The 16,686-nt window shown below is 65.8% G+C and carries 12 protein-coding genes; 9 read left to right on the forward strand and 3 right to left on the reverse strand.

Going from position 1 to position 16,686, the window contains the following annotated elements; translation table 11 throughout:
• Positions 1-115 precede the first annotated feature (115 nt).
• From LG3211_RS06155 to LG3211_RS06185, 7 genes are all read left to right on the forward strand, one after another.
• Positions 116-1,573 carry a bifunctional 2-methylcitrate dehydratase/aconitate hydratase gene (locus LG3211_RS06155; protein ID WP_057942049.1) on the forward strand — a complete coding sequence of 486 codons (1,458 nt, stop codon included), beginning with the start codon at positions 116-118 and terminating at the stop codon, positions 1,571-1,573.
• Positions 1,574-1,819: 246 nt separating this feature from the next.
• Positions 1,820-2,899: an OmpA family protein gene (locus tag LG3211_RS06160; RefSeq protein ID WP_057942050.1), complete on the forward strand. Its 1,080-nt coding sequence runs from the start codon at positions 1,820-1,822 to the stop codon at positions 2,897-2,899.
• Positions 2,900-3,307: 408 nt separating this feature from the next.
• A complete protein-coding gene (locus LG3211_RS06165; protein ID WP_057942051.1) occupies positions 3,308-4,387 on the forward strand; it encodes an OmpA family protein in 1,080 nt (359 codons plus the stop codon).
• Positions 4,388-4,662: 275 nt separating this feature from the next.
• Positions 4,663-5,190, forward strand: a complete 528-nt coding sequence (locus LG3211_RS06170) for a hypothetical protein (protein ID WP_057942052.1) — start codon at positions 4,663-4,665, stop codon at positions 5,188-5,190.
• A gap of 397 nt (positions 5,191-5,587) precedes the next feature.
• Positions 5,588-6,325 carry a pseudouridine synthase gene (locus tag LG3211_RS06175; protein WP_057942053.1) on the forward strand — a complete coding sequence of 246 codons (738 nt, stop codon included), beginning with the start codon at positions 5,588-5,590 and terminating at the stop codon, positions 6,323-6,325.
• A gap of 434 nt (positions 6,326-6,759) precedes the next feature.
• Complete coding sequence (locus tag LG3211_RS06180) at positions 6,760-7,230, forward strand: hypothetical protein (protein WP_057942054.1); 471 nt, start codon at positions 6,760-6,762, stop codon at positions 7,228-7,230.
• 173 nt (positions 7,231-7,403) lie between these two features.
• A complete protein-coding gene (locus tag LG3211_RS06185; RefSeq protein ID WP_148648774.1) occupies positions 7,404-7,934 on the forward strand; it encodes a hypothetical protein in 531 nt (176 codons plus the stop codon).
• Between the two features lie 96 nt (positions 7,935-8,030).
• On the opposite strand, the gene kbl is transcribed toward LG3211_RS06185, so the two are convergent.
• The 3 genes from kbl to tdh form a co-directional block, all read right to left on the reverse strand.
• A complete protein-coding gene (kbl, locus tag LG3211_RS06190) occupies positions 8,031-9,236 on the reverse strand; it encodes a glycine C-acetyltransferase (RefSeq protein ID WP_237049840.1) in 1,206 nt (401 codons plus the stop codon).
• 90 nt (positions 9,237-9,326) lie between these two features.
• A complete protein-coding gene (locus LG3211_RS06195) occupies positions 9,327-10,382 on the reverse strand; it encodes a hypothetical protein (RefSeq protein WP_057942057.1) in 1,056 nt (351 codons plus the stop codon).
• 129 nt (positions 10,383-10,511) lie between these two features.
• Positions 10,512-11,546, reverse strand: coding sequence for an L-threonine 3-dehydrogenase (gene tdh, locus LG3211_RS06200; RefSeq protein ID WP_187313142.1), 1,035 nt, complete (start codon positions 11,544-11,546; stop codon positions 10,512-10,514).
• A gap of 138 nt (positions 11,547-11,684) precedes the next feature.
• Between tdh and LG3211_RS06205 the strand changes: the two genes are divergently transcribed.
• Both LG3211_RS06205 and LG3211_RS06210 read left to right on the forward strand, forming a co-directional pair.
• Positions 11,685-13,838: a S46 family peptidase gene (locus LG3211_RS06205; protein ID WP_425479938.1), complete on the forward strand. Its 2,154-nt coding sequence runs from the start codon at positions 11,685-11,687 to the stop codon at positions 13,836-13,838.
• 354 nt (positions 13,839-14,192) lie between these two features.
• The gene (locus LG3211_RS06210) at positions 14,193-16,283 is read left to right on the forward strand and encodes a S46 family peptidase (protein WP_187313185.1); all 2,091 of its coding nucleotides are present in this window, start codon (positions 14,193-14,195) and stop codon (positions 16,281-16,283) included.
• Positions 16,284-16,686: the final 403 nt, after the last annotated feature.

Consider the following 16,686-nt stretch of genomic DNA (forward strand, 5'->3'; position numbering starts at 1 on the left):
CGCCACGCAAGTTGAAATTCGCCTGCAAGCGCGCACCGGAAATCCGTCGTCCCGCCGCGACCCCGCGGTCTGGCAAAATAGCGGGCTCACTCACCCGTCCGCAGGCCCCGTGCACATGAGCCACTTCGACATCCGTTCGACCGTCCGCCCCGATCCCGACAAGCCGATGGTCGATATCGCCGACTACGTCGCCGATTACCAGATCGATTCGAAGGAAGCCTTCGACACCGCCCGCTACATGCTGCTGGACTCGCTGGCCTGCGCCGCGCTGGCGATGGACCATAAGGAATGCCTCAAGCACCTGGGCCCGCTGGTTCCGGGCGCGCAGATGAGCGGCGGCGCGCGCGTGCCGTACACCTCTTATGAACTCGACCCGGTCCAGGCCGCGTACAACATCGGCGTGCAGATCCGCTGGCTCGACTTCAACGACACCTGGCTGGCGGCGGAATGGGGCCATCCGTCCGACAACCTCGGCGCCATCCTCGGCGTGGCCGACTACCTGGGCCGCAAGGCCGAGGCCGAAGGCGGCAAGGCCATGACCGTGCGCGACGTGCTCGGCCATGCGATCAAGGCGCACGAAATCCAGGGCGGCTACGCGCTCAAGAATTCGTTCAACCGGGTCGGCCTGGACCACGTGATCCTGGTGCGCCTGGCCTCGACCGCCGTCACCACCCAGATGCTGGGCGGCAATAAGGAAGCGATCGTGACCGCCGTGTCGCACTCGTGGATCGACAACGGCGTGCTGCGCACCTACCGCCACGCGCCGAACACCGGCCCGCGCAAGAGCTGGGCCGCCGGCGACGCCTGCCGCCGCGCCGTCACCCACGCCCTCAACGCCGTCAAGGGCGTGGTCGGCTACCCGAGCGCGCTGTCGGTCAAGACCTGGGGCTTCTACGACATCGCCTTCAAGGGCAAGCAGTTCGAGTTCGAGCGCCCGTTCGGCAGCTATGTGATGGAGAACGTGCTGTTCAAGATCAGCTTCCCGGCCGAGTTCCACGCCCAGACCGCGGTCGAGTGCGCGATGAAGCTGCACGAGCAGGTCAAGGACAAGCTGGACCAGATCGAGCGCGTCGAACTGGAAACGCAGGAAGCCGGCGTGCGCATCATCGACAAGACCGGCCCGCTGGCCAACTACGCCGACCGCGACCACTGCCTGCAGTACATGGTCGCCGTGCCGCTGATCTTCGGCCGCCTGACCGCCGACGACTACGTGGACGCCATCGCCGCCGACCCGCGTATCGACGCCCTGCGCGACAAGATGACGGTCAAGGAGAACGAGCAGTTCACCAAGGACTACTTCGACCCGGACAAGCGCTATATCGGCAACTCGGTGCAGGTGTTCTTCAAGGACGGCTCGTCCACGGAAAAGGTGTCCATCGACTTCCCGATCGGCCACCGCAAGCGCCGCGCCGAAGGCATTCCGGTGCTGATGGCTAAGTTCGAAGCCGCCGTCCGCGCCAAGCTGCCGGCCGCCCAGGCCGACCGCCTGCTGGCCCTGGCCAACAACCCGGCCGAGCTCGAAGCCCTGCCGGTGACCCAGTTCATGGCCCTGTTCGCCCAGCCGGCGAAGTAAACCGACCGGCCATCCGCACCCGAGAAGTGCAGTTCGTTGCTGAACGGGCTGCCTTCTCAAACCTGAATGGATTGCGACCCGATCCCAGAATTCATGGAACCGAATCGAATGTTAGACGGTTGTTAACACCGCTTTCACGTTGGCAAACCTAATCTCTCGCTCGATGGCGTCATCCAGGCAGCCGTCCTGAACGGTAGAAACCTCGCAGACGCGGTTTCCATATTTTTAGAACCAGGAGCTACAACAATGAATAAGAAACTCCTCTGTGCCGCCTTGCTGGGTGGTCTGAGCATTGCGCAGGTCGCCAGCGCGCAGGATTTCGACGACCGTTGGTACATCACCGGCGCGGCCGGCATGAACATCCAGGACAACGATCGCGGCACCCGCAACGCTCCGTTCGGCGCCATCGGCCTGGGTAAGTTCCTGAACAAGAATTGGTCGCTCGACGGTGAACTGAACTATCAGAACCCGAAGTTCGACGACAACCAGGACGCCAACTGGAGCCAGTACGGCATCTCGCTGGACCTGCGTCGTCACTTCGTGACCGACGGCCGCAACTGGAACCCCTACATCCTGATGGGCCTGGGCTATCAGCGTTCGGAAGAGGAATACCTGCTTCCGTCCGTGCTGTCGCCGGGCAACCGTAAGGACGGCAACCTCGCCGCCAAGGTCGGCGTGGGTATCCAGGGCGACCTGGGCCGCGTCGGCATCCGCACCGAGCTGGCCTACCGCGCCGACTTCGACGACACCAGCGTCGCTGCTCCGCAGGAAGACTGGTTCGGCGACGTGCTGGCTTCGGTCGGCATCGTGATCCCGCTGGGTCCGGAACCCGTCGCTGCCGTGGCTCCGGCCCCGGTTGTCGAGCAGGGCTGCGCCGACAAGGATGACGACGGCGACGGCGTCAACAACTGCGACGACAAGTGCCCCGGTTCGCAGGCTGGCCAGACCATCGGTCCGGACGGCTGCGCGGTGCCGGTCACCATCGACCTGAAGGGCGTCAACTTCGACTTCGACAAGGCGACCCTGCGTCCTGACGCGGTGTCGATCCTCAACGAGGCCGCCGAGATCCTGAAGCGTTACCCCGACCTGAAGGTCGAAGTCGCCGGTCACACCGACCTGTGCGGCAAGGACACCTACAACCAGAAGCTGTCGGAGCGTCGCGCCAAGGCTGCGTACGACTACCTGACCAGCAATGGTGTGGATGCCGGCCGCCTGACCGGTCCGGTCGGCTACGGCGAGAGCCGTCCGCTGGAATCGACCCCGCAGACCTTCCCGGCCTGCAAGAGCGAAAAGAACCGCCGCACCGAGCTCAACGTCCAGAACTAATCGGACGAGCGGCAAGTGCGGACCGCTCGCGGTCCGCACTGCAACACTCAGAAGCCCGGTCTCGCACCGGGCTTCTTTTATGTTTCATGCGCGGTCGTAATCATTTTCGAAAATAAGACTTACAGCGCATTTTGTTTCTAAATATCGACCGTTCGTCGGGCCGACTGAACCGCAGTGGGCGTATTGCGTGCGGAAGCGTTACACACAAACCGACTTGCACTCGACTGAACTACGTTAAGTGGTATTAACAAACTTGCTGAGCGTGTATGATCCCCCCGCCAGTGACCGCGGTGCTAGGCCTTGCCAGTGCTGAAAGTGTCTCTGTCACAAGAGTCAGCACCGCAGAAGACTGTCCCGATCACACAGTCCCGATCACCCCCCGTTCCGATCGATCTGAAGGAGTTACACATGAAGATTCGTATGTTGAGCACCGCCCTGTTGGCGGGCTTGGCTTTCTCGCAGGCTGCCAGCGCGCAGGATTTCGACGACCGTTGGTACGTCACCGGCGCCGTCGGCATGAACATCCAGGACAACGACCGCGGCACCCGCAACGCTCCGTTCGGTGCGATCGGCCTGGGCAAGTTCCTGAACAAGAACTGGTCGCTCGACGGTGAGCTGAACTATCAGAACCCGAAGTTCGACGACAACCAGGACGCCAACTGGAGCCAGTACGGCATCTCGCTGGACCTGCGTCGTCACTTCGTGACCGACGGCCGCAACTGGAACCCCTACATCCTGATGGGCCTGGGCTATCAGCGTTCGGAAGAGGAATACCTGCTTCCGTCCGTGCTGTCGCCGGGCAACCGTAAGGACGGCAACCTCGCCGCCAAGGTCGGCGTGGGTATCCAGGGCGACCTGGGCCGCGTCGGCATCCGCACCGAGCTGGCCTACCGCGCCGACTTCGACGACACCAGCGTCGCTGCTCCGCAGGAAGACTGGTTCGGCGACGTGCTGGCTTCGGTCGGCATCGTGATCCCGCTGGGTCCGGAACCCGTCGCTGCCGTGGCTCCGGCCCCGGTTGTCGAGCAGGGTTGCGCCGACAAGGATGACGACGGCGACGGCGTCAACAACTGCGACGACAAGTGCCCCGGTTCGCAAGCTGGCCAGACCATCGGTCCGGACGGCTGCCCGGTGCCGGTCTCGATCGACCTGAAGGGCGTGAACTTCGATTTCGACAAGGCGACGCTGCGTCCGGATTCGGTGGCCATCCTCAACGAGGCCGCTGAGATCCTGAAGCGCAACCCGAGCCTGCGCGTCGAAGTCGCCGGTCACACCGACCTGTGCGGTAAGGATGCGTACAACCAGAAGCTGTCGGAGCGTCGCGCCAAGGCCGTGTACGACTTCCTGACCAGCAATGGCGTCGATGCTGGCCGTCTGGCCGGTCCGATCGGCTACGGCGAGAGCCGTCCGCTCGAGTCGACCCCGCAGACCTTCCCGGCCTGCAAGAGCGAAAAGAACCGCCGCACCGAGCTCAACGCTCAGAACTAAGCGGCAAGCGCGGGCCGTTCGCGGCCCGCACTGCAAGACCTGGAAGCCCGGCCTCGTGCCGGGCTTCTTTTTTGTGTCCCACCGCGCAGGGCGACGGGCGGCTGCGCAATCGCCGCGCGCGCTTGCCCCGCACAATTGCGGCCGCCTCCAGGAAACGCCGATAAGCGCCTGATTTTGCGGGTTGTCCGATCCCGCCGCCGCGCCTACACTGGCGCGCATCGTTCAAAACGCGCGTAGTGGCTTCGCCTTCGCGCCGAACCTGGAGAGAGAGCCCCATGCGCCGATTGCTTGCCGCCATGTCGTTGATCCTGATCGCCGGAGTGGCGCAGGCACAAAGCGCCGTCAACTGCGCCTCGCTGACCGCTTCGCGCGCGCAGCCGGTGCAGCCCACGCTGATCGCACCGATCGCACCGGAACTGGTCGCGCCCTCGCATCAGCTCGGCGCGCCGACCGGCGTGCTGTCGCAGGCGCTGGATGAAGCGCTGTCGGTCGATCAGGTGCTGCTGCGCATTCGCCTGGACGGCTGCAACGTCGCCAAGGCCACGCCGGCCTCCTCCGGCATGCCCTCGGCCAACGATCCGGCCGCGTACAAGCCCAAGACCGAATTCGACAACACCCCGTGGCGCTTCGACATGAGCCAGGGCGGCAAGCGCATGACCGCCGATGAGTTCAGCGCCTGGATGAAGGCCAAGGGCGTGCGCGTGGCCAAGGGCAGCGGCACGGCCGCCGCCGCCGCGCCGGCCCCGGCCGTCGAGCCCGCACCGGCGCCGGCCCCGGCCGACGAGAAGAAGAAAAAGAAGTAAGCCTCGCCGGCGACGGCGGACACGGACGGTCGCGAGCCTTGCTCGCGGCCGTTTTGTTTTGTGGGGCGCCGTCGCCACGGGTTCTATCGGCGCGCGAGGCGATCTTGCGGCCGCGGCGGCTGCGATAATGGCGTGGCAGTGTCGGTGTCGCGTGCCTGGTCGCAGATGGCGCGCTCCGGATACCCGCAGTCTGCGGTTAGCGGGTCGGCGGACATCGACGCGAATGGATGTCATCGCTTCGCGCGCATCGGGTACGAGCGATGCTTCGCCCTTCGATGATCGCGACCGCGACCCGACAGCGTCCCGTCCGACCGGTTTCGCGCGGCCGCGATCGCCCAGCGCCCCCGTTCGCCGCCGGACACAACACCAAGCCTCATCGCTCTCAGGATCGCGCCGCTTGAACAAATCCCCGCCCCGATACGGCCTGGCCCGCGTGCTGTCCAAGCAAGGCCTGTGCTCGCGCAGCGAGGCGGCGAAGTGGATCGCGGCCGGGCGGGTGTCGGTGGACGGCCGGATCGTGCGCGACGCGGAATTCCCGATCGTGCAAGGCCGCCATCGCATCCGAGTGGATGAGCAGGCCCTGGACGCCGCACCGCGCCTGTACCTGATGTTGAACAAGCCGCGCGGCCTGGTCACCACCGTCCAGGACGAACGCGGCCGCGACACCGTATACCGCTGCCTGGACGAGGCCCGCATCGACGGCGCGCCGCTGCCGTGGCTGGCGCCGGTGGGGCGGCTCGACAAGGCCAGCGAAGGCCTGCTGCTGTTCTGCAACGACCCGCAATGGGCCGCGCGCATCACCGACCCCGAGCTCGGCCCGGACAAGACCTACCACGTCCAGATCGACGCGATCCCGAGCCCCGAACAACTGGCCGCGCTGCACGCCGGCATCAGCGCAGACGGCGAACTGCTGCGGGCCAAGTCCGCGACCGTGCTGCGCAGCGGCGAGAAGAACGCGTGGCTGCGGATCGTGCTCGATGAAGGCCGCAACCGGCAAATCCGGCGCCTGCTCGCCGGGTTCGACTTGAACGTGCTGCGGTTGATCCGGGTGGCGATTGGCGAGCTGCAGTTGGGCGAATTGCCGAAAGGGCAGTGGCGTGTGCTGGGCGATGAGGATTTGCAGCGCCTGCAATGATCCGCCGGCCGCGCGTACCGGCCGCGCGATGACCGCGACAGCCGCGCGGACGCGCCCGCTTCGAACAGGGCCGGCCGGGCCGCATCGGGCCGCGCGAACGAATTCGTGAAGTGCTTCCGCGCAGCTGAAATTGGACCGCGATAACGGTCGGCACCGGGGATGCGGTGTAGATTCGGCCGCGACAAACAGTCGCAATCGCCGGCGTGGACATTCCGCCGGCATGCAACACGGACGTGATTCGTTTCGACAAGGAGGTGCAACGCCGGCCCGGGCTCGCCCGCGTGTGGAGGCCGACATCGAACATACCACCACGGCGCCGCGTGCCCCCGCGCGGCGACAACTTCTTGTGCACATGGAGAAACACGATGTTTTATGGAACCGCGACTCTCACGAACTCTGCCCCGCGCGCTGACCGTATCGGCCTGATCGCAGGCATGAAGCTGCTGTTGTTGTCGCTGCTGATGATGTTCAGCAGCGGCGTATTGGCCGATCCGACCGCGGCCAATCAGTCCTTGAGCACGGCCAAGCAACGCTTCGAAGTCGTCAAGCTCGACCACCAGATCGCCAAGCTGCAGCTGCAACAGGGCAATACGAACGCCGCCCGGACCAGCTTCACCATGGAACAGATCGAGGCAGCGGGGTTGACGGCGAATCTGGCGCGGCTGTTGAACGATAACAAGGACACCTTCGATCGCGGCCTGTACCGCGACGGCACCAGCCAGCAGCGGGCGATCAACTTTACCGCCATCGCCAGGCAGCACTGCCAGGTGCTGGAAACGCAGCTGGTAATCCTGACCATGCAGCCGACTTCGCAGATCGACCTGATCTTGGCCGAGATGTCGATGACGCAGCTGACCCAGGACCTGCGCAACATCGAGCAGGCGATGGCCGACGCGCAGCGATAAGCGGCGCGGCAAGCGCGGCTTGGGCTGACCGCGGACACCGGCGCGCGCCGCACGGCTGCTGCCGATGCGGCGCGCCTCGGTAATCCCGATCCGTTCGGGCCGTCCACCCGTCGCACGGCGCATGCATTCGCTCGCGCCGCTTATGGAATCTCTCACTGATGGAGAAAGACACGATGTCTCATGCAATCGCACATCCCGTCGCCACCCGCCGCGGCGGCGTCGCCTTCGGCGCCTTGCGCATGCTGCTGCTGTCGCTGCTGATGTTGATCAGCCACGGCGTCTGGGCCGAACCGGTCGCGGCCACGCAGAACCTGGCCCTGGCCAAGCAGAATTTCACCCTGCTCAAGCAGAATTACCAGATCGCCAAGACGCAGCTGCAGATTGGCCAGCCGACCGCGGCCACCGTCTCGTTCTCCATGGCGCGGGCGCAGGCGGTGCAGATGAGTTCGAACCTGACCGCGACGCTGTTCGAGAATCAGGACACGCTGCAGCGCGGCCTGTATCGCGACGGCGTCAGTCAGCAGCGCGCGATCCAGCACAACGATGTGGCCAAGAGCCAGTCGCAGTTGCTGCAGACCAAGCTGCTGATCCTGAGCATACAGCCGACCTCGCAGATCGATCTGATCCTGGCCGATCAGGCCATCGCCCAGCTGACCTCCGAGCTGTTGCAACTGGAACAGGCGATGATCGCGGCGCAGCAGTAAGCCTCGTTGCGGGCGGCGGGATCAGCCGTCGCCCGTAGCGGTTTCGCAACGCGATGCCGGCCGTGCCGGCACCGCGTCGTGGACCGATCGGATCGATCAGGCCTTGATCACCCCAAGCTCGCGCCCGATCTTGATGAACGCCGCGATCGCGCGATCCAGGTGTTCGCGCGTATGCGCCGCCGACATCTGCGTGCGGATGCGCGCCTGGCCCTGCGGCACCACCGGGAAGAAGAAGCCGATCGCGTAGATGCCTTCTTCGAGCAGGCGCGAGGCGAACTTCTGCGCCAGCGGCGCGTCGTACAGCATCACCGGGCTGATCGGGTGCACACCGGGCTTCACGTCGAAGCCGGCCTTGGTCATCTGCTCGCGAAAATACGCGGTGTTCTGCGCCAACTGCTCGCGCAGATCGCCAGCGGCCGACAGCATCTCGAACGCCTTGATGCCCGCGGCCACCACGTGCGGCGGCAACGAGTTCGAGAACAGGTACGGACGCGAGCGCTGCCGCAGCAGCTCGATCACTTCCCTCTTCGCTGTGGTGAAACCGCCGAGCGCGCCGCCCATGGCCTTGCCGAGGGTGCCGGTGAAGATGTCGATCTTGTCCATCACGCCCTTGACCTCGGCCGAGCCGCGGCCGCTGGCGCCGAGGAAACCGGTGGCGTGGCATTCGTCGATATGCACCAGCGCGCCGTATTTTTTCGCCAGCGCGGTGATTTCGTCGAGCGGGGCGATGAAGCCGTCCATCGAGAACACGCCGTCGCTGGTGATCAGCTTGGTCTTGCAACCGGCGGCGTCGGCGGCCTGCAGCTGCTTTTCCAGATCGGCCATGTCGCAGTTGGCGTAGCGGAAACGCTTGGCCTTGCACAGGCGCACGCCGTCGATGATCGAGGCGTGGTTGAGCGCGTCGGAGATGATCGCGTCGTTCTCGCCCAGCAGCGGCTCGAACAATCCGCCGTTGGCGTCGAAGCATGCCGCGTAAAGAATCGTGTCTTGCGTGCCGAAGAAATCCGAAATGGTCTTTTCCAGCCGCTTGTGCAGATCCTGCGTGCCGCAGATGAAGCGCACCGAAGCCATGCCGAAGCCGTGCGTGTCGAGCGCGTCTTTCGCCGCCTGGATCACCTCGGGATGATCGGCCAGGCCCAGATAGTTGTTGGCGCAGAAGTTCAGCACGGTGCGGCCGTCTTCGAGCGTGATTTCCGCCGACTGCGGGCTGGTGATGATGCGCTCGGACTTGAACAGGCCCTGGGCGCGGATTTCGTCCAGGGTGTCGGCGTAGTGTTGCGTGAGGCTCGTTGCGTCGGACACGGGCGGCATTCCGATGAGGGGAAGGCCGCCATTCTAGTCCAGTCGTCCGCGCGCGACTTTGCGCCGGCGCGGCGGCGCGGATTCAGGCGGTCACGGTTTGGCGCCGGCGCCCGGACCGGGATAATGCTGCTGCAGCCATTGCGACCATTGCGTGTTCAAGGCCGGCAGGCTGGTGGGCAGACCGTATTGCGCGCCGTCGCGGCCCAGCCAGTCTTCCAGGCTCTTGCCCGCGGCGAGGGATTCGGCCAGCGCCGTCAGCGTGCCGCGCTGGCCGGTTTCGCGCAGGAAATCGATCCACACCTGGGTCTGCGCGTAATAGCCGGCCATGCGCAGAAACGTCGGATTGCCGTCGAGCGAGAAACTGATGCTGACCCGGTTGGCGTCGGAGCCGGATCTGATCTCATCGGGCAGGTCCGGTTCGGTCAGGCGCGGGTGTTGCGCGTTCAAGAACGCGCCCAGCGGCTGGACCTGCGCGCTGTTGAGTTCGCCGGCGGCCATTTGCGCGAACAGGGTGCGGCGGCCTTCGGTCATCGGCGCTGGTTCCATCAGCATCGCCACGCCTTCGTCGAGCCAGTCCGGCGCCGGACCGCCGTAGCGCAGCTTGTCGTGCACGAACGATTCGCGTGGCCAGAACACGGCGACGAACAGATGGTGGCCGACTTCGTGCTGGACGGTGCCGGAGGTATCGCCGGCGATCCGCTTGGCGAAGTCGTTGGCATAGCTGCGCGAGGCGCTCATGCGGGCGTTGGGATTTTGCTTCTTGTACTGGCGATGGATCTGCTTCTGGATTTCCTGGCGCATGCTGGCGGCGCTGACCCAGGGCAGCACCCACAGCGCGCCGTGTTCGCGCAGCGCCGCGGTGGCGTCGTCGGGCAGGGGCTGATCGTAGTCCAGCGCGACCACCGCGCCGACGCTGGCCTTGCGCGAGAACAGGCGTTCGAACTTGGCCGCCGCCTGACGCGCGGCGTCGGCGAACATCGCCGCCTCGGCGTCGTCGTCGGCATAGAACCAGCCGTGTTCGGTGGCTATGCAGCGCAGGGTCTTGGGCAGGCTGTCCGGCAGCGCGGGGCAGGGTGGCGGGGTTTGCGCGAACACCGGCGAAGCTGCGGCGGCGAGCAGGGCGCAGAGCGACAGCGACAGGCGCATAACGATCCTTGTTGAGGTTCCGCGCGCAGCATGCCGCAATCCCGGGCCGGGATCATCATTTGCGGCCGGCCAACGAAAAGGGCGGCCTCGCGGCCGCCCTGGTCGATCGTGCAATCGCGCTGCGAGCGGTCAGTTCCAGCTCAACACGACCTTGCCCGCCTTGCCCGCTTCCATCAGGTCGAAGCCTTTCTGGAAATCGTCGATCGGCAGCTGATGGGTCAGCACCTTGCCGAGCGGGAAACCGCCGAGCACCAGCTGGGTCATCTTGTACCAGGTCTCGTACATCTTGCGGCCGTAGATGCCGTGCAGGGTCAGGCCCTTGAAGATGATCTTGTCCCAGTCCGCGCCGGCGCCCTTGGGCATGATGCCGAGCATGGCGATCTTGCCGCCGTGGTACATGCAGTCGAGCATGTCGTTGAACGCGCGCGGGTTGCCGCTCATTTCCAGGCCGACGTCGAAGCCTTCCATGTGCAGGTCGGCCATCACGTCCTTGAGCGACTGGTTGGCGACGTTGACCACGCGCGTGGCGCCCATGTCGGCGGCCAGCTTCAGGCGGAAATCGTTGACGTCGGTGACGACCACGTTGCGCGCGCCGATGTGCTTGCAGATGCCCGCGGCGATGATGCCGATGGGGCCGGCGCCGGTGATCAGCACGTCCTCGCCGACCACGTCGAACTCCAGCGCGCAATGCGCGGCGTTGCCGTAGGGATCGAAGAACGCGGCCAGCTCGCTCGGGATCTGGTCCGGGATCGGCCACAGGTTGCTGGCCGGCATGACGATGTATTCGGCGAAGGCGCCGTTGCGGTTGACGCCGATGCCGGTGGTGTTGGGGCACAGATGCTGGCGGCCGCCGCGGCAGTTGCGGCAATGGCCGCAGACGATGTGGCCTTCGGCCGAGACACGCTGGCCGGGGCGGTAACCGACCACGCCGGGACCGAGATCGACGACGCGGCCGACGAATTCATGCCCGATCACCAGGCCGGGCTTGATCGTGCGCTGGCTCCACTCGTCCCACAGGTAGATGTGCAGGTCAGTGCCGCAGATCGCGGTCTTTTCCAGCTTGATCAGCACTTCGTTCGGGCCGGGCACGGGCACCGGCACTTCTTCCAGCCAGATGCCCTTGCCGGCTTCGCGCTTGACCAGGGCCTTCATCATTTGCGTCATGGGACTCGATTACCTAGGGGCCGCGGCGGCGCCGGGCGGGAGGGAAGCGCGAATTATACGCCGCGCCCCCGTCGGGGTTTGCCCGCGCCGGGCGGCTTGGCCTATCGTCGCGGCTTCCCGAATCCGTACGGAATGTCCATGCGCCCCCGTGTGTTAGCCCTGTCCCTGGCGCTGTGCGCCACCACCGCCCAGGCCGATGAAGGCATGTGGATGCCTTCGCAGTTGCCCGATATCGCGCGCCAACTGCGCGCGGCCGGGTTCAAGGGCGATCCGAGCGATCTGGCCGAACTCACGCGCGCGCCGATGAACGCGGTGGTCAAGGTCGGCGGCGCGACCGGTTCGTTCGTATCGGGCGAGGGCCTGGTGCTGACCAACCACCACGTCGCCTTCGGCGTGATCCAGTACAACTCCAAGCCCGATCGCGATCTGATCGGCAACGGTTTCGTCGCCTCCGACCGCGCCGCCGAGCTGCCGGCCAATCCGGATTTCCGCGTGCTGGTGACGACCGGTTTCGACAAGGTCACCGATCGCATCCTCAAGGACGCGCGCGGCAAGCACGGCCGCGCCTACTTCGACGCGGTGGACGCGGCGACCAAGGCGGTGGTGGCCGAGTGCGAACGCGAAGCCGGTTATCGCTGCAGCGTCGCCAACATGTACTACGGCACCGATTTCTATCTGATCCGCCAGTTGGAACTGCGCGATATCCGTCTGGTGTACGCGCCGCCCAACAGCATCGGCAACTACGGCGATGAGGTCGACAACTTCGTATGGCCGCGCCACAGCGGCGATTTCACCCTGCTGCGCGCCTACGTCGGCAAGGACGGCAAGCCGGCCGACTACTCGCCCGACAACGTGCCGTATACGCCGCCGGGGCATCTGCAGATTTCCACCGACCCGGTGCGCGAAGGCGATTACGCCATGCTGGCCGGCTATCCGGGCGTGACCTTCCGTCACCGCATGGCCTCGGAGTTCGCGCAGCAGATCCAATGGCAGCTGCCGTCGCGCGTGGCGCTGTACGGCGACATGATCAAGACCATCGACGCGGCCAGCGCGAGCGATGCCGAAGCCAAGGTGCGCTACGCCGCGCAGGTCGCCGGTTTCAAGAACACGCTCAAGCGCGCCCAGGGCGAACTCGACGGCCTGCGCCGCAGCGACGCGGTACGCGTGCGCGGCGCGGATGAGGCGGCGATGCTGGCGTGGCTGGACAAGCAGGCCGATGCGAAAGCGATCCGCGCCGACATCGACGCGGCCCAGAAGGTGTTAGATGCCGGCGCGACGATGCGCGATCGCGATCAACTGCTCAGCGCGATCCGCGGCATGCCGCAGTTGCTCAACGCCGCGCTGACCGTGCAGCGTCTGGCGCAGGAGCGCGCCAAGCCCGATGCGCAGCGCGAGTCGGGTTATCAGCAGCGCGACGAAGCGCTGATCGCCGGCAAGCTCAAGCAGGTGCAACGCCGCTACGCGCCGCAGGTGGAAAAGGCGCTGCTGCTGGAGCTGCTGAGCCAGTACAAGGCGCTGCCGAAAGCCGCGCGGGTGACCGAGTTCGACCGCGTGTTCGAAGGCGAGGATCGCGCCTCGTTGCAGCGCGGCCTGGATGCCTTGTACGCCGGCACCAAGCTCGGCGAGGAAACCGTGCGCCTGCAGGCGATGAACCAGGACGCGAAGCAATTGCAGGCCAGCGACGACAGCCTGCTCAAGGCCGCCGCCGCGCTGCTGCCGGCGGTGCTGCGGATCGAGGAGGAAAGCAAGAGCCGCGAAGGCGAGCTGTTGCGCCTGCGTCCGGCCTACATGCGCGCGCTGATCGCGTTCCGCAAATCGCAGGGCCGCGCGGTGTATCCCGACGCCAACTCGACCCTGCGCGTGAGCTTCGGCGCGGTCAGCGCCATGGACCCGCGCGACGGCGTGCGCTATCGCCCGCTGACCACGGTGCAGGGCATCGTCGAGAAACACACCGGCGTCAAACCCTTCGACGCGCCGCAGGCCTTGCGCGATGCGATCGCCAACGGCGATTTCGGCAGCACCGTCGATGCCGAGCTCAAGACCCAGACCGTCGATTTCCTGACCAACCTGGACACCACCGGCGGCAACTCCGGCTCGCCGGTGCTGGACGCCAACGGCAAGCTGATCGGCCTGAACTTCGACAGCAACTGGGAAGCGGTCAGCGCCAGCTGGATGTTCGATCCGCGCTACAAGCGCGCGATCCACGTCGATATGCGCTATCTGCGCTGGCTGCTGGCCAAGGTCTATCCGGCGCCGCAGCTGCTGCGGGAAATGAAGCTGCCGGCGCAGTGAGCCCGTCCGCGGCGGCGCCCCGGCTCCGGGGCGCCGCCGCGCGGATTTGTGATGCGCTCCACTTCAGGACCGCATTTATCCACTTGCGCCGCCGGCTTTTCAGCGCGAAAGCCCTTTCTGATAAGGGCTTCGCGCCATCGGGGGGCAAGTGCGTTCGTGGCGGGGCCGGCATGATCGGGCTAGACTTTCCGGCCGATTTTGTTCGAATCGAAGCTCCGACCGATCCGTCCGAACCGATTCATCGCCATTTCATTGGGTAAGGGGAACACGATGCGCTACACCGTATTAGCCGCCGCCGTCGCGGCAGGGACGCTGGCACTGGGCGTCGCGACCACGGCGCGCGCCGTCGAAGGCATGTGGGTGCCGCAGCAATTGCCGGAGATCTCCGCGCCGTTGAAGAAGGCCGGGCTCAAGCTCAACGCCAAGCAATTGGCCGACCTGACCGGCGACCCGATGGGCGCGGTGGTCTCGCTGGGCGGCTGCACCGCCAGCTTCGTGTCCCCGCGCGGCCTGGTGGTGACCAATCACCACTGCGCTTATGGCGCGATCCAGCTCAACTCGACCGCGCAGAAGAATCTGATGCGCGACGGCTTCAACGCCGCCACGCCCGGCGAAGAATTGTCTGCCGGTCCGGCCTCGCGCATCTATGTGCTCGATTCGATCCAGGATGTGACCGCGCAGGTCAAGAGCGCGATCGACGAAGTGGTCGAGCCGATCGACCGCACCCACGCGCTGGAGACGATCGAAAAGCGCCTGATCGCTTCGTGCGAAGCCGAGGCCGGTTACGGCTGCGAGCTGTACAGCTTCTTCGGCGGCGCCACCTACCGCTTGTTCCGCCGCATCGAGATCAAGGACGTGCGCCTGGTCTACGCGCCGCCCGGCAGCGTCGGCAACTACGGCGGCGAAGTGGACAACTGGATGTGGCCGCGCCACACCGGCGACTTCTCGTTCTACCGCGCCTACGTCGGCAAGGACGGCAAGCCGGCCGAGTATTCCAAGGACAACGTCCCGTATCAGCCCAAGCGTTACCTCAAGCTCGCCGACAAGCCGCTGGGCGAGGGCGACTTCGTGATGGTCGCCGGTTACCCGGGCCGCACCAGCCGCTACGCGCTGGCCAGCGACTTCGACGCCACCGCGAACTGGACCTATCCGACCACCTCCGCGCACTACAAGAACCTGATCGCGCTGGTCGAGGAAACCGCGAAGAAAGACCCGGAAATCGGCGTGAAGTACGCCAGTTCCGTGCGCGGCTGGCAGAACACGATGAAGAACTACGACGGCCAGCTGGAAGGCTTCAAGCGCATCGGCGCGGCGCAGAAGAAGCGCGCCGACGAAGAAGCCGTGCTCGCCTGGCTGCGCACGCGCGGCGCTCAGGGTGCGCCGGCGCTGGCCGCGCACGACAAGCTGGTGACGCTCGGCGAAAGCGCCATCGCCCATCGCCAGCGCGATTTCGTCTTCGGCCAGTTGCGCCGGGGCGGCGCGATCTCGGCGGCGAGCCAGCTGTATCGCTTCGCGCTGGAGCGCGACAAGCCCGATGCCGAGCGCGAGCCCGGTTATCAGCAGCGCGATCTGCCCTCGGTCAAGGCCTGGCTGGAGCAGATGGACCGCCGCTACGACCCGCGCATGGACCGTGAGCTGCAGGCGTACTGGCTGCGCGAATACGTGAAGCTGCCGGCCGGCGAGCGCGTGGCCGAACTCGATCGTTGGCTCGGCGGTTCCGACGAGAAGGCGATCAAGCGCGGCCTGGACAAGCTGGCCAAGACCAAGCTGGGCAGCGGCAAGGAACGTCTGGCCCTGCTCGACGCCAGCCGCGCCAGCCTGGACAAGAGCAAGGACCCGGCGATCCAGTTCGCCAAGGCGCTGATGCCGGCGGCGCTGCGCCTGGAGCAGGACGCGAAGATCATCGAGGGCGAGACCCTGACCGCGCGTCCAGCGTATCTGCAGGGCGTGATCGACTACCGCAAGAGCAAGAAGCAGTCGGTGTACCCGGATGCGAACTCGACCTTGCGCATCACCTTCGGCAACGTCAAGGCCTACACCAAGCTCGACGGCAGCAAGCAGGCCGCCTTCACCAAGCTGGAAGAAGTCGCGGCCAAGGCCACCGGCCAAGCGCCGTTCGACGCGCCCGCCAACTTGCTGGAAGCCATCGCCGACAAGCGTTACGGCGGCCTGGCCGACAAGCGCTTGAAGTCGGTGCCGGTGAATTTCCTTTCGGACCTGGACATCACCGGCGGCAACTCCGGCTCGCCCGTGCTCGACGGCGAAGGCAAGCTGGTGGGCCTGGCGTTCGACGGCAACTGGGAGTCGGTGAGCTCGAACTGGCTGTTCGATCCGACCATGACCCGCATGATCTCGGTCGATCAGCGCTACATGCGCTGGATCATGCAGGAAGTGTCCCCGGCGCCGCAGCTGCTGACCGAACTGGGCGTGCCGGCGAAGAAGTAAACGCCGCGGTCATCGCGCCACAAGCAAACGCCAGCCGGGTTTCCGGCTGGCGTTTTGTTTGCGGTGATCGATCACGCCACGTGTTCCCCAGTCTGCCAATGCTGTTCCCCCCTTTGAAAAAGGGTGAAGGGCCGCGCTTGCGAACCGCAGGTTCGCGCGGCACTGAACGCCCGCAGGCTGTGCCTGCGGGCCGGAGGGCAGGGGGGATTTAGCTTTTCCCGCAAGCGCTAACGAAATTTTAGCTTTAACCCTCCCCATCCCCACAAAAACTGAGCGCAAACTAAAACCCCACCCGTAACCCCCATGCCGATCCGGCCAGCTCTCGCTTCCGCCATGGCGTTCACAGATTTCAACGGGCTAGACTCGACCTCCCGCGGACCCAGGACGTTTTGATGCGATACAC

Source organism: Lysobacter gummosus, assembly GCF_001442805.1.
In the GTDB taxonomy this organism is placed as follows: Bacteria; Pseudomonadota; Gammaproteobacteria; order Xanthomonadales; family Xanthomonadaceae; genus Lysobacter; species Lysobacter gummosus.

Excerpts from the sequence above, each read along its gene's own strand:
- LG3211_RS06210 (WP_187313185.1), top strand. The coding sequence starts at position 14,193 with ATGTGGGTGCCGCAGCAATTGCCGGAGATCTCCGCGCCGTTGAAGAAG.
- LG3211_RS06205 (WP_425479938.1), top strand. The coding sequence starts at position 11,685 with ATGCGCCCCCGTGTGTTAGCCCTGTCCCTGGCGCTGTGCGCCACCACC.
- tdh (WP_187313142.1), bottom strand. The coding sequence starts at position 11,546 with ATGACGCAAATGATGAAGGCCCTGGTCAAGCGCGAAGCCGGCAAGGGC.
- LG3211_RS06180 (WP_057942054.1), top strand. The coding sequence starts at position 6,760 with ATGAAGCTGCTGTTGTTGTCGCTGCTGATGATGTTCAGCAGCGGCGTA.
- LG3211_RS06185 (WP_148648774.1), top strand. The coding sequence starts at position 7,404 with ATGTCTCATGCAATCGCACATCCCGTCGCCACCCGCCGCGGCGGCGTC.
- LG3211_RS06170 (WP_057942052.1), top strand. The coding sequence starts at position 4,663 with ATGCGCCGATTGCTTGCCGCCATGTCGTTGATCCTGATCGCCGGAGTG.
- LG3211_RS06160 (WP_057942050.1), top strand. The coding sequence starts at position 1,820 with ATGAATAAGAAACTCCTCTGTGCCGCCTTGCTGGGTGGTCTGAGCATT.
- LG3211_RS06165 (WP_057942051.1), top strand. The coding sequence starts at position 3,308 with ATGAAGATTCGTATGTTGAGCACCGCCCTGTTGGCGGGCTTGGCTTTC.
- LG3211_RS06195 (WP_057942057.1), bottom strand. The coding sequence starts at position 10,382 with ATGCGCCTGTCGCTGTCGCTCTGCGCCCTGCTCGCCGCCGCAGCTTCG.
- LG3211_RS06155 (WP_057942049.1), top strand. The coding sequence starts at position 116 with ATGAGCCACTTCGACATCCGTTCGACCGTCCGCCCCGATCCCGACAAG.